A 13,151-nucleotide genomic window follows, 5' to 3' on the forward strand; every position below is an offset into this window, starting at 1 on the left:
CCCCGTCGGGGGCCAGCCCCCGAACCCCCGCTCCTCAAACGCCGGAGGGGCTGATCTTCAGCCCGTCCGGCGTTTGAGGACGAGGCCGTTCAGGCCGTTTTCCCCACCCACCCCCATCAATCCCCCTTCCGCCCCCCGAACATCAACTGCCGCAACGCCCCCAGCAAACCCCGCGCATGACGCTCGGACGCACGCACGGCATCGGACCTCGCCACCCCGCTCCCATTCCCGCCCACAGACTGCCGGCCCGCCGGACTCCTCCCGCTCAGCTCGTAGCGGACCGGAAGGAGGCGCAGCCCCCGCACCACCGGTCCCGACCGCCAGGGCAGCTGGTCGGGCGGGAGGGTGAGTTCGACCTTGGTGAAGTGTTCGAAGATGCGGCCGACGGCCGTGGTCACGATGGTGCCGGCCAGCTCACGGGCAGCGGTGGGACATTGATGCGGCCCGGCACCCCAGCCCAGGTGAGCACGCGTGCTGACCGTGGAGTCGACGATGTGGGACCCGATCGCCATGAGGTCCTGATGAGCCGCGGCGGAGGACGGCGACACGACGTCACCGGCCCGAATCCAGAAGTTCCCGAGCCGGACGTCACGCGCGGCGAAGCGGAAGCACATGTTGGCCACGGGCGTGTTGGCGAGCGCGGCCCGGTTGACCGTCTCGCCGATCAGCCCGGCCGACAGGCTCCGCCGGACGGTGGCGTTGCCGCGCAGCACTTCCAGGAGGGTGTTGCAGACCATGTTGCCGGTGATGTCGGTGAGATAGACGGCGTTCATGAACAGCTCCCGGCCCAGCTGTTCGTCGGAGAGGGTCGGATCGGCCAGCAGCATGTACGACGTCAGGTCGTCGCCCGGCAGCGCCCGCCGGTGGGCGGCGAGGCGCGTCATGGCCGCCAGGGCCCGCCCCGTGGCGGGGCCCGCGTCCGGCCCTCCGTCCAGCATCCGCCACAGGTCCATCACCAGCTCATCGCCCAGCTCGACGGGACAGCCGAACAACCGGGTCGTGACCATGAGCAGCAACGGCCGCGTGTACTGCGCGGCCAGATCCGCGAACCCGACGGCCCCGGACTCCGCGGCCAGCATGGCGACCAGCTCGTCCGCGTACGCCACGACGGCGGACCGCAGCTCCCACCCCTGCGGAGTGCGCGAGTCCTGGAACGGCCCGAGCGCGGTGTGGTACGTCTGCCGAGCGGCCCGATGCTCCTCGTCGTCCATGAACATCGTCTGCCGGACCTCGTACCCGGCGAGCAGCGGCCACCCGTGCGGCAGCCGCCCCTCCGCCCGCGCCCGCCAGTACCGGATGTCCCGCCGCCACTGGCTCTCGTTGCGGAGCACCTCCAGAACCTCGCGGTAGTCGAGAACCAGCCACACCGGCACACCGAGCAGACCGACCGGCGCCACCGGCCCGTACGTGCGCCGCAGCCTCCCGTACACGCTGCCCGGATCGGCGTCGAACTCCGACGTCAGCAGGGGCTCGACGGACAGCGATTCGAGCGGAAGGCTGTCGGCCGGGGCCGTGCCGAACGGATGAGGTTCCATGGCGAACACGCTTACCGCATCGAACGTGTACGAGCCGTAACCATGACACCAACTGTTACTACTTGGTGATACCTGCGGAGGATGTGGTGATTACTTCCCGGTGCGGGACCGGCGCGGGATGGGTGCGGGACCAGCGCGGGACCCGGCGCGGGACCGGCGTGCAGCCGTCAGTCGGAGGTCAGAACGACTCCACCAATGCCTCCGCCAGCGCCTTCGGCAGCTCTCCCGTGTGCACGATGCCCAGAGCCTGAGTGGCCCGGGTGAGTGCCACATAGAGATCGCTCGTGCCATATCGCGCCGGCTCGACCACGAGCACCGCGTCGAATTCCAGCCCCTTCGACTGCCGAGGGTCCAACAGCACGACCGTACGGGTCAGATCGGGCTCCTCCCCCGCCGTGATCCCGTCGAGGCGTGCGGCCAGCACCCCGTGCAGATCGCGCGGCGCGATCACCGCGAGCCGCCCCTCGGCGGGAGTCAGCTCCGCGACCGCCTTCTCCACGGCGCCGGGCAGGTCGGCGGCCCCGGCGGCCTCGCGCACTGAGGGGCGTACGCCCGTCGACCGCACCGAACTCGGCGGCTCGAAGTCCGCGTTCTCGGCGCGCGGGACGGCCGCCGCCACGTCCATGATCTCGGACGGGGTGCGGTAGTTGACGGCGAGGCGGGTGTGCTCCCAGCGGTCCTCGACGTAGGGGTGGAGGATGTCGGACCAGGAACCGACGCCCGCCGCGTCGGCCGTCTGGGCCGGGTCGCCGACCAGCGTCATCGACCGCGTGGGACTGCGGCGCATCAGCAGCCGCCACGCCATCGGCGACAGCTCCTGCGCCTCGTCGACGATGATGTGCCCGAACGCCCAGGTGCGGTCGGCCGCGGCCCGTTCGGCGGCGCTGCGGTGGTCGTCCTCCTCGTGCCGCTCGGCCATCCGCTCGGCGTCGATGATGTCGTGCGCGGAGAGCACCTCCCCGGCGTCCGGATCGCTGTCCTCCTTGTCCTCGAACTCGTACGTCCGGGAGGCGTAGGAGACGTCCAACACGCCCTGCGCGTATGCGACCTGCTGGTTTCGTTCCTTCTCGGCGGCCGCCCTCGCCAACCGGTCGTCCTCGCCGAGGAGCTCGGCGGCCTCGTCGAGGAGGGGCACGTCGGCGGTGGTCCAGGCCCGGGTCACCGGGCGCCGGATGGCGTCCGCGTCCGCCTCGGAGAGGTACGCGTCGGGCTCGGCGAGGAAGTCCGCGATCAGCCGCCGCGGGGTGATGCGCGGCCACAACTGGTCGATGGCGGACCAGACTTCGTGGTTCTCGGACAGTTCTTCGCGGATCTGCGTGATGTCGCTGGGGTCGAGCAGGTTCGTACCGTCGAAGGGGTCCGTGCCGATCCGCTCGGCGAGCATGTCGGTGAGGGTGTTGAGGATGTGGCCCTCGAAGTGCTCGCGGGCGACGTTGTGCGGCAGCTTCGCCTCGCGTGTGCGCTCGCGGGCGACGCGTACGAGATCGGCGTCGAGCATCAGGATGTCCCGGTCGTGCTCGATGGCGATCACCGGGTCGGGCAGCGCCTGCCGGTCGCTTACGACGGCGGCGAGGACGTCGGCCATGTCGGCGCGGCCCTTCACGGCGGCCGCCTCGGGGGTGTCCGTCGCCGTCGCCTTCACGCCGGGATACAGCTCGCCGACGGTCGCGAGCAGCACGCCGGTCTCGCCGAGCGAGGGCAGGACCTCGCCGATGTAGCCGAGGAACGCCGGGTTCGGGCCGACGATCAGGACGGCACGCTTGGCGAGCAACTCCCGGTGTTCGTAGAGGAGATAGGCCGCCCGGTGCAGCGCCACCGCCGTCTTGCCCGTGCCGGGGCCGCCCTCCACCACCAGCACGCCGCGGTGCGGGGCGCGGATGATGCGGTCCTGCTCGGCCTGGATGGTCTGCACGATGTCGCTCATGCGGCCGGTGCGCGCGGAGTTGAGGGCGGCGAGCAGCACGGCGTCACCCGTCGGGTCCTCGTGCCCCGTGCGCTCCTGATCCCCCAGGTCGAGGATCTCGTCGTGCAGGGCCGTGACGTCGCGGCCCTCGGTGGTGATGTGCCGGCGGCGGCGCAGGCCCATCGGCGTGTGGCCGGTGGCGAGATAGAAGGGACGGGCGACCGGGGCCCGCCAGTCGATCAGGATCGGGGTGTGCTCGGTGTCGTCGGCGCGGATGCCGATGCGGCCGATGTGGTGGATGAGTCCGGTGGAGAGGTCGATACGGCCGAAGCAGAGCGAGCCGTCCACCGCGTTCAGCGCGGCGAGCAGCCCCGAGCGCTCGGCGACGAGTACGTCCCGTTCGAGCCGGGCCTGCATGGGCGTGCTGCCCTGACCGAGGGCGTCCACGACGGATGCCTCCGTGACGCCGCGCAGTGCGTCCACGCGCGCGTACAGCCCGTCGATGAATTCCTGCTCGTGCCTCAATTCATCGTCGGTAAATTCTGTGTGCGATCCCCTGTTTGACAATTCCGCTCCCGGCCGGATATACTGCGCCTAGTGAACTTCTTCGCGACCTGTTTCACCGAAGTCGCGAACCATTCAATATACGCAATGAAATCCCCCGCAGGCAATTGCCGCGGGGGATTTTTTGTCGGCCTGCGAGTCCCGGCCGACGACCTACACCATGTCGGCCCTACACAACATCGGCCAGCTCCTCCAGCAGCCGTCGCTTGGACCGGGCGCCCACCATCGACTTCACCGGCTGCCCCTCGCGGAACACCATCAGCGTGGGCATCGACAGCACCCCGTACGCGTTCGTGGTCAGCGGATTCGTGTCCACGTCCAGCTGCACCACCTTGAGCCGGTCGCCCTCCTCGAAGGCGATGGCGCTCAGCACCGGCGCGATCTGCCGGCACGGCGGGCACCAGTCGGCCGTGAACTCCACCAGCACGGGCAGGTCTGCCCCGATCACCTCCGCCTCGAAGTTCCCGTCCGTCACCTCGGCCACACCCTTTGCCTTGATCACTGCGTCCGCCTTCCCAGCTCGCACACGGGTTCCGGGCCACCCGGAACCTCCGCCTCGGCCGCCAGCTCGCCCATCGCCCGCTCGGCCCGCGCCAACTGCTCGCCGACCTGTGCGCGTACGGTCGTCAACTCACCGATCAGCGCGTCGAGTTCGCCCAGCTTGCGCCGGTACACGGCGAGCGAGGCCGGGCAGGAGTCACCCTCCGGGTGTCCGGCGCGCAGACACTCCACGAAGGGCCGCGTCTCCTCCAGCTCGAACCCGAAGTCCTGGAGCGTCCTGATCTGCCGCAGCAGCTTCAGATCGTCCTCGTCGTACGTGCGGTAGCCGTTGCTCCCCCGCCGCGCGGGCAGCAGCCCCCGTGACTCGTAGTACCTGAGGGTCCGCGTGGTGGTCCCGGCCCGCGCCGCCAGCTCGCCGATTCGCATGCGTACGAACGTAATCCTTGACCCCGGCGTCAAGGCAACGCCGGCGGCAGCAGCGGCTTCCGCTCCACCGGGGACGTCAGGACGATCGAGGTCGTCGTACGGCCGAGTGCCGAGGTCTGTTCCAGGACCTCCTCCAGGTGGACGGTGTCCTGGACCGCGACCTTGAGGATCCAGCAGTCCTCGCCGACGACGTGGTGGACCTCGGTGATCTCGGGGCGGGCGAGGAGTTCCAGGGTCCTCGGGTGTTTGAGGGTGTAGCCGCCGTGCGGGTTGACCCGGATGAAGGCCTGGATGCCGTAGCCGAGGCGCGGCGGCGAGACATGCGCGCCGTAACCGGTGATGGCTCCGGCGGACTCCAGACGGCGGACGCGTTCGGCGACGGCCGCCGGGGACAGCCGGACCCGGCGGCCCAGTTCGCTGAGCTTGATCCGGCCGTCGGTCTGCAGCAGCTCCAGGATCTGCCGGTCCAGCGCGTCGAAGCCCACCGACGTTTCGTTGGCGGCGGCTCGCAGATGCCGTGGTTCTTTCGGTGCCGCGGCCGGATCTCCCATGACTTCCCCTTCAGAGCTTGCTCGTACCCCGCGAGAATTATGACCACAGGGCGGGATCACGATGAATGGCATTACGGAGGAGCACCGTGCGTGAGGTGTGCGTCATTGGCGGAAGCCGGTATTTCGGCAAGCGGCTGACTGCCCGGCTGATTTCCGCGGGAGACAAGGTCACGGTCATCAATCGCGGCTCGTCGGCACCGCCCGAGGGAGCAATTCACCTCGTCGCCGACCGCAATGACGAGAAGTCCCTCGAGCGGGCGCTGGGCTCACGAACCTTCGATGTCGTCATCGACCAGGTCTGCTACACGCCGCGTCAGGCGGAGATCGCGCGACGCGTCTTCGCGGGACGCACGCGACGGTACGTCATGACCTCGACGGTCGAGGTGTACGAGTACGAGGACTCGGCGGAGCTCGTACGGGAGGACTCCGTGAACCCTCGTACGGTCCCTGTCGACCTCGAACTCCCCTGGGACGATCCGGAGTTCCTCGACACCCACTACGGCGAGGGCAAGCGGCAGGCCGAGGCTGTCCTCGCGGCCGACCCCGAGTTTCCGTACGTCGCCGTGCGGGTGGCCCATGTGCTGGGCGGGGACGACGACTTCACGGGGCGGTTCGACCACTACGCCGAGCGGATCCGCACCGGCGAGGCGATCGCCGTACCCGCCGTGAACCATCCCGCCACTTACATCCACGTCGAGGAGATCGCCGACTTCCTCGCATGGGCGGCGGGTGAGGAATTCACCGGGCCGGTGAACGCCGCGTCCCACGGGCTGCTCAGCACCGAGGAGTTGTGCCAGGCGCTGGCCGCGCGCATCCCCGGCGGAAAGACGGTGTTCCAGACCGTCGAGGTCGGGGAGTTCTCGCCGTTCTCCTTCGCGCGCTCGTACGGGATGGACAACAGCCGGGCCACGCGGCTCGGTTTCACCTTCGGCAAGGCGCGGGAATGGCTGCCGCAGGCCGTGACCGAGACGCTCGGAGAGGCCAACTGACATGCGTTACCGCACACTTGGCCAGTCCCGGAGTCTCCGCGTGAGCGCGATCGGGCTCGGTGCGATGCCACTCTCCATCGAGGGCCGCCCTGATGAGACGCGGGCCCTGGCCACCGTGCACGCCGCGCTGGACGCGGGCGTCACACTGCTGGACACGGCGGACTCGTACCACCTGCCCGGTGACGGACCCGGTCACAACGAACGTCTCGTGGCCCGCGCCCTCGCGACGTACGGCGGCGACACGGCCGACGTCCTGGTGACCACGAAGGGCGGCCGCGGCAGACCGGCCGACGGCAGCTGGACGGTGACGGGCTCGCCGCGCCACCTGAAGTCTGCGGCGGAGGCCTCGCTCAAGCGGCTCGGGGTGGAGGCGATCGGCCTCTACCAGCTCCACAAGCCCGACCCGGCCGTTCCCTTCGAGGACTCGGTGGGCGCCCTGCGCGAACTGCTCGACGAGGGCAAGATCCGTTACGCCGGCATCTCCAACACGGACACCGACCAGATCCGCCGGGCCCACGCCGTGCTCGGCGACCGGCTGGTCTCGGTCCAGAACCGGTACTCCCCCGCCGTCCGCGACAGCGAGCCCGAACTGCGGCTCTGCGCCGAGCTGGGCATCGCCTTCCTGCCGTGGAGTCCGCTGGGCGGGATATCGCGGAGTTCGCTGGACGGCCCGTCGCGGATGACGTCCGAGGTCCCCGACAGGTTCGAGGCCTTCCATGCCGTGGCCCGCGAGCGGGGCGTCAGCCCTCAACAGGTCTGCCTGGCCTGGCTGTTGGCCCGCTCGCCCGCGATCGTCCCGATCCCGGGCGCCAGCCGACCGCAGACGATACGGGACTCGGCGGGCGCGGCGGATCTGCGCCTGACACCGGAGGAACTGGCGCGGCTGAACGACTAGGCGGGCAGGGGCGCCCCTTTAGGGGCGCGGGGCTGTATCAATGTGCGGCTCCGCCGCGGGGCGCGCTCAGCCCCCACCGGCGGGCAGCCAACCCTCATCGTCGGCGTCCCCATCCTCGGCATCGTCCTCGTCGGGATCCCGTACCCCGAGCAGCCGCCGCGTCAACCGGTCGCGGTCGGACAGCAGCTCGTCCACCGCGGCCCGTACATCCTCCGCCTCCGTCCGCTCAGCCTCCCGCTCCGCGGAGACGAGGACGGCCCGGCGTACGAGCTCCTTCGTGAAGGAGGCCGTCGTGCCCTCCGTACGGGCCACGACCTCCTCGGTGAGCTCCTTGCCGAGATCGAGCTGCGAGCCGTACAGGCCGAGGAGGCGAGCACGGCCCTCCGCGTCCGGGAGGGGGATCTCGACCGCCAGGTCGACCCGGCCGGGGCGCTGGACGAGCGCCGGCTCCAGCAGGTCGGCGCGGTTGGTGGTGAGGAGGAAGGCCACGTCCGTGTCGTCGCCGAGACCGTCCATCTCGTTCAACACCTGGAAGAGCAGGGGCTGTTCGCCGCCCCCGTAGTCACGGGCCTCGGCGATCAGATCGCAGTCCTCCAGGACCACGAGCGCGGGCTGGAGCATCCGGGCGAGCGCGCAGGCCGGCCCGATGGCGCCGATGCTCGTTCCGGCGAGGACGACGACCGTGAACTCCGGGAGGTGGGAGAGGAGATAGCGGATGGTATGGGTCTTGCCGGTGCCCGGCGGCCCGTACAGGAGGAGGCCGCGGCGCAGGTGCTGGCCGGCCGCGCGGAGGCGTTCGCGGCGGCGGGCCACACCGGCGACCTGCCGTTCCACCCTCTCGAGGAGACCGGTCGGCAGCACGATGTCGTCGCGGGTGAGCGCGGGCCGGCGATGGAAGCGGAACGGTCCGAGCCCTTCACCGAACTCCGAACCCTCGAAGGACAGGATCTGCCCGCGGAAGATGTTGAGCTCGCGGACCAGTACGTTGATCTCGTCCAGCAGCCGGACCGCGAACTCCCTTTCCTCGGCGAGCACTTCGATCTCGACCTTGTCGCGCCCGTACTCGTCCGCGGGCCCGCGCAGCAGCAGCGCGAACCGGTCCTCGCCCTCCCGCCCCAGGTAGAACCCGAAGGAGACACAGGCGAGTTCGTCGTCCGGAGACACGGGCAGATGCGCGTAGTCGACCGCCCCGATCACGAACCGGTTGTAGCGGTCCGCGGATTCGAGGATCTCGCCGAGGGTCAGGTCACCGTGATGGGTGGACCCGCGCATGCCGATCAGCTCGTACGAACGCCCCTCGACCGCCTCGAACCAGCGCTCCACCGCCAGATGCACATTGGGCAGGTCGTACGGGGCGTACGCGGCCTTGACCACCGGCTGGTCACCGGGCGCGGAGCCTAGGTGGGCGCGCATCCGCTCGGCGAGGTTGCGGCCGTCGCCGACCTCGTGCTTCGGCCGGGCGACCGCTTCCAGGAACTCGTGGAACAGCTCGCTGACCCGGTCGAGCGAGAGCGGTGCCCCCGGGTGCGCGGCCGCCGCCCGGTCCTCGTACTCCTCGTTGCTGATGATCTCGGTCTCGCCACCCATACCTGCCCCCGTGCGTCGTGGCGCGCTGTGGTCTCACAGCGTGGGCCCGAACTCAGGGGCAGGTCAAAGGATTTGCGCAATGTGTCCCCATAGGGCGACTTCGCGAAGGGTGACTTCGCGTACGCGGGGTTCAGTCGCCCCGTACGACCTCGATCGTGCTCGTCCAGCTGTCGGCGGCGTGGCCGCGGGCGACGGTCTTGTCGTAGACCTCCTTGATCGGGCGGAGGGTGCTCACGTCGAGACCTCGGTGTTCTGCCCACTTCAGGACGTGGCCCACGCCGGACGCCATCATGCCGAGGTTGGCGGCGTCGCCCGGGTGGCTGCCGGCATCGATGTGCCGTGCGGCTTCGGCGGCGAGGGACGGCATGAAGCCGGTGATGGTGTTCAGGTACGGGGCGAGATCCGCCGCGCGCACCCCGTCGGCCCCGGCGAGCGCGAACGCGTGCACCAGTCCGGCGATGGACCCGTAGAAGTAGTCGAGCAGCGCCAAGTCGTAGACGGCGGCGAGTCCTTGGTCCTCGCCGAGGTGGGCGGGCTTCCCGCCCAGCGCCTTGAGCGCCGGCTCGTACTTGTCGTACGCGGCCCGCGGACCGCTGTAGAAGATCAGCGCCTCGGGCTGTCCGATCAACTCGATCGGCACCATGATCGAGCCGTCGAGGTAGTCGATACCGCGCTCGTTCGCCCAGGCGGCGGTGGTACGGGAGCGCTCCGGGGTGTCCGAGGTGAGGTTGACCAGCACCCGGCCGGGCAGCTCGTCGGCGACGGAGTCGAGGACGGCCTGGGCCGCGTCGTAGTCGACCACGCAGACGACGACCAATTCGGAGGCGCGGACGGCCTCGCTCGCGCTCCCGGCCTGGACCGCGCCTCGGGCGACCAGCTCGTCGCCCTTACCCGCCGAACGATTCCAGACGGTGGTGGGATGCCCCGCCTTCAGGAACGCCGCTGCGAGGGCCTGGCCCATGGCGCCCAGACCGAGGACGGTAACGGGGGTCTTTTCAAGGTCATTTGTCATATGGACCATGCTGGTCGCACGCCCAACTCGCCACAAGTACGCACTATTTGGTCAGGTACTGAGCGAAAGGTAAGCAAGGAAGGGCGCAGCCACCGTGGCGGCATCGGCATCACCATCGACACCGGCATCGGCATCGGCATCTCAGGAGGCTCAGTCGGCGATCGGCACGGCCCCGTTGAGCCGCGGCGCCGCCGCTTCCCTACGGCCCGTGAGGAGGAGAAGCAGTGCCGAAATCGGGCCGCTGACCTCCTCACCCTCCCCGCGCGTCCACTCGATGTCGGTGGCGACCAGCCGGGCGTGCGGCAGGGGCCACGGCCTGGGCGGGAACCGCATCGTCCACACCCGGTCGGCGGCGTCACGGGCCGCCTCGGCCGGCATGGCGCGCTCTCGGCCCAGCGCCAGCGCGATGTCCTGGCCGTGGACGAGGATGTCGAGCAGCGGCTCGCGGGGCGTCGTGCTGGGCGCGAGCCGGCGGGAGCCGATGATCGAGCGGAGGTTCGCGACGATGTCCGTGACGGGCACTTCGGCCTCGCGGACCGCGGTGTCGTGGATCATGCGGTCGACGTTCCCGCGGGCGCGGACGAACTCCCGTACGGCGGTCCCATAGGGGAGTCGCGCCGCCATGGTCAGATGTGCGGCGACGTCCCGCACCCGCCAGTCGCCGCACCGCGTGGGCTTCTCCCACTCCTCGGGGCCGAGCCCCTCCAGCAGGTCCGCCAGGCTCGCGCGCTCGCGGTCGACGATCTGCCAGCGCTCGTCCGTGCCCAGTACGACGCCCACGGGAATCACCACCTACTCAAGTGGTAAGCTTCTCTGACCAAATTAGTCAGAGACTCTGACCAATGTCAAGCCATTGGGAAGCGAGTGGGAACCGAGAGCGAGGGGTGTCGGCCATGGTGGCGGAGGGCGGTGCCGCGGGGCGCGGGGCCGAGCGCGAGATCAACACGGGGGTGCTGCTCTTCATCCCGTACCGGGCTCTGGAGAACCGCGTCTTCGCCGCGCTCGCCGAGGCCGGCTTCGACGACTTCACGCCCGCCCAGGCCCGGGTCATGCAGCGCATCGGGCCGCACGGGACACGGCTGACCGAGCTGGCCGAGCAGGCCCAGGTCACCAAGCAGACCGCGGGCTTCCTGGTGGATCAGCTGGAGAAGGCCGGCTATGTGAAGCGGGTGCCGGATCCGACCGACAGGCGGGCCCGGCTGGTGTGCGGGGCGGAGAAGGCCTGGGCGGCCAAGGAGGTCGCCGACGCGGTCGTCGCCGACGTGGAGGCCGAGTGGGAGGCCCACCTCGGCAAGCGGCGCATGACCCAACTGCGTCAGGCGCTGACGCTGCTGCGGGAGATCACGGACCCGTACGCGGCCCCCCGGGGGTAGAGCGGCTTCGGATGCGGGCCGGTGTGTTCACCGCGGGCCGGTGGGGGCTTGTCGCGCCCCCGCGGCGGAGCCGCACATTGATACAGCCCCGCGCCCCTCAAGGGGCGCCCTCTCCCCAGGCCACCAGCCACGTGGCGGATCGAATCCCAACCGGCGGCAGGCGCGCCCTTCAGGGGCGCGGGGAACTGCGCGACCAGCCCCCACCCACCCGCACCCACACAACAACCGAAACCTGCCCAAAACAACCCAACCCCGCCCAACCGCCGAAGGCGGTGAACGGGGTCGAGTGTGATGACCGGGCGGCTGAGCGACGGGGGAACCACCCAGCCGCCCGGAGTTTTGTGGCCTCCAGGTCTGGGCCCATGCCCAGACCCCGAGGCCCCGGTCCTAGGCCTTCGTCAGGGTCTTGTCACCCGGCTGGTCCGGGACCACCGCCGACGTGGAGGCGGAGGCGGTGTCATGAGCGTCGTCCAGGAGCGTCGTCTCGTCGAAGGGCAGCTGCCCGGCGAGCACCTGGTCGACACGATCCTTGTCGATCTCCTTGGTCCACGTACCGATGAGGACGGTGGCGACGGCGTTGCCGGCGAAGTTCGTCAGCGCGCGGGCCTCGCTCATGAAGCGGTCGATGCCGACGATGAGGCCGATGCCGTCCACCAGCGCGGGCTTGTGGGACTGGAGCCCACCCGCCAGCGTGGCGAGACCGGCGCCGGTGACACCCGCCGCGCCCTTGGAGGCGACCAGCAGGAAGAGGAGCAGCGGAATCTGCTCACCGATCGACATCGGCGTACCCATGGCGTCGGCGATGAACAGCGAGGCCATGGTCATGTAGATCATGGTGCCGTCGAGGTTGAAGGAGTACCCGGTCGGAACGGTGATGCCGACGACGGGCTTGCTGACGCCCAGGTGCTCCATCTTCGCGATGAGCCGCGGCAGCGCGGACTCGGAGGAGGAGGTCGACAGGATCAGCAGGAACTCACGGCCCAGGTACTTGAAGAGTGTGAGGATGTTGAGGCCCGAGACGATGCGCAGCAGCGCGCCGAGCACGATGCCGACGAACAGGAAACAGGTGGCGTAGAAGCCGAGCATCAGCACGGCGAGGCTCTTCAGGGCGTCGACACCCGCCGAACCCGTCACCGCCGCGATCGCGCCGAAGGCACCGATGGGCGCCGCCCACATCACCATCGCGAGGATGCGGAAGACGAGGCGCTGGATGTGCTCCACGCCCCGCAGGATCGGCGCACCGGACGAGCCCATGGCCTGCAGCGCGAACCCGGCGAGCAGCGCGACGAGCAGCGTCTGCAGGACCTCGCCGCCGGTGAAGGCGGAGACGATCGTCGTCGGGATGATCCCGAGCAGGAACTCCTCGGTGTTCTTGGCCTCGGTCACCTGCGCATGACCCGCGTCCTTGATCGCGTCGGTCACCGCCAGGCCCGTACCCGGCTCCAGGATGTTGCCGACGATCAGGCCGATTCCGAGGGCGACCAGCGACATGACCGTGAAGTAGGCGAGCGCGATACCGCCCACCGCGCCGACCTTCGCGGCCTTGCGTACCGAGCCGATGCCCAGCACGATCGTGCAGAAGATGATCGGCGAGATCATCATCTTGATCAGGTTCACGAAGCCGGTACCGATCGGCTTCAGCTCGACCGCGAAATCGGGGGCGATCAGGCCCACGGCGATGCCGGCGGCAACGGCGACAATCACCGCGATGTACAGGTAGTGGGTGCGGTCCCGCTTGGCAGCGGGAGCGGTAGGTGCCGTATCAGACTTACTGGTCACGGCTGCCCTCCTTGACGACGTCGTCGGCATCATCCG

The 13,151-nt window shown here is 69.8% G+C and carries 12 protein-coding genes; 3 read left to right on the forward strand and 9 right to left on the reverse strand.

Features of this window, described 5'->3' with window-relative positions; translation table 11 throughout:
* Positions 1-116 precede the first annotated feature (116 nt).
* From GAS53_RS48380 to GAS53_RS48400, 5 genes are all read right to left on the reverse strand, one after another.
* Positions 117-1,535: a cytochrome P450 family protein gene (locus tag GAS53_RS48380; RefSeq protein WP_151484162.1), complete on the reverse strand. Its 1,419-nt coding sequence runs from the start codon at positions 1,533-1,535 to the stop codon at positions 117-119.
* Between the two features lie 178 nt (positions 1,536-1,713).
* Positions 1,714-3,963 (reverse strand): HelD family protein, encoded by a 2,250-nt coding sequence (locus tag GAS53_RS48385; protein WP_225859589.1) that lies wholly within the window; start codon positions 3,961-3,963, stop codon positions 1,714-1,716.
* A gap of 208 nt (positions 3,964-4,171) precedes the next feature.
* Positions 4,172-4,504: a thioredoxin family protein gene (locus tag GAS53_RS48390; RefSeq protein ID WP_318724235.1), complete on the reverse strand. Its 333-nt coding sequence runs from the start codon at positions 4,502-4,504 to the stop codon at positions 4,172-4,174.
* On the reverse strand, positions 4,501-4,929 hold the full coding sequence (locus GAS53_RS48395) for a MerR family transcriptional regulator (protein WP_151484164.1): 429 nt from the start codon (positions 4,927-4,929) through the stop codon (positions 4,501-4,503). Before GAS53_RS48395 ends, GAS53_RS48390 begins: the two co-directional genes overlap by 4 nt.
* Positions 4,930-4,958: 29 nt before the next feature.
* A complete protein-coding gene (locus GAS53_RS48400) occupies positions 4,959-5,480 on the reverse strand; it encodes an Lrp/AsnC family transcriptional regulator (protein WP_404829427.1) in 522 nt (173 codons plus the stop codon).
* Positions 5,481-5,545: 65 nt separating this feature from the next.
* On the opposite strand from GAS53_RS48400, the gene GAS53_RS48405 reads away from it, so the two are divergent.
* Both GAS53_RS48405 and GAS53_RS48410 read left to right on the forward strand, forming a co-directional pair.
* On the forward strand, positions 5,546-6,469 hold the full coding sequence (locus GAS53_RS48405) for an NAD-dependent epimerase/dehydratase family protein (RefSeq protein WP_151484165.1): 924 nt from the start codon (positions 5,546-5,548) through the stop codon (positions 6,467-6,469).
* Between the two features lies 1 nt (position 6,470).
* Positions 6,471-7,364 (forward strand): aldo/keto reductase, encoded by an 894-nt coding sequence (locus tag GAS53_RS48410; protein ID WP_151484166.1) that lies wholly within the window; start codon positions 6,471-6,473, stop codon positions 7,362-7,364.
* Positions 7,365-7,430: 66 nt separating this feature from the next.
* On the opposite strand, the gene GAS53_RS48415 is transcribed toward GAS53_RS48410, so the two are convergent.
* The 3 genes from GAS53_RS48415 to GAS53_RS48425 form a co-directional block, all read right to left on the reverse strand.
* On the reverse strand, positions 7,431-8,951 hold the full coding sequence (locus GAS53_RS48415) for an AAA family ATPase (RefSeq protein WP_151484167.1): 1,521 nt from the start codon (positions 8,949-8,951) through the stop codon (positions 7,431-7,433).
* 130 nt (positions 8,952-9,081) lie between these two features.
* Positions 9,082-9,963 (reverse strand): NAD(P)-dependent oxidoreductase, encoded by an 882-nt coding sequence (locus GAS53_RS48420; RefSeq protein ID WP_151484168.1) that lies wholly within the window; start codon positions 9,961-9,963, stop codon positions 9,082-9,084.
* Positions 9,964-10,113: 150 nt separating this feature from the next.
* Positions 10,114-10,752 (reverse strand): maleylpyruvate isomerase family mycothiol-dependent enzyme, encoded by a 639-nt coding sequence (locus GAS53_RS48425; RefSeq protein ID WP_151484189.1) that lies wholly within the window; start codon positions 10,750-10,752, stop codon positions 10,114-10,116.
* A 104-nt stretch (positions 10,753-10,856) separates the two neighbouring features.
* On the opposite strand from GAS53_RS48425, the gene GAS53_RS48430 reads away from it, so the two are divergent.
* Positions 10,857-11,336: a MarR family winged helix-turn-helix transcriptional regulator gene (locus GAS53_RS48430; protein WP_151484169.1), complete on the forward strand. Its 480-nt coding sequence runs from the start codon at positions 10,857-10,859 to the stop codon at positions 11,334-11,336.
* Between the two features lie 387 nt (positions 11,337-11,723).
* Here the strand turns inward: GAS53_RS48430 and GAS53_RS48435 are convergent, their stop codons facing one another.
* Complete coding sequence (locus tag GAS53_RS48435; RefSeq protein WP_404829428.1) at positions 11,724-13,145, reverse strand: cation:dicarboxylate symporter family transporter; 1,422 nt, start codon at positions 13,143-13,145, stop codon at positions 11,724-11,726.
* Positions 13,146-13,151: the final 6 nt, after the last annotated feature.

Source organism: Streptomyces albicerus (assembly GCF_008905045.1).
Lineage (GTDB): Bacteria > Actinomycetota > Actinomycetes > Streptomycetales > Streptomycetaceae > Streptomyces > Streptomyces albicerus.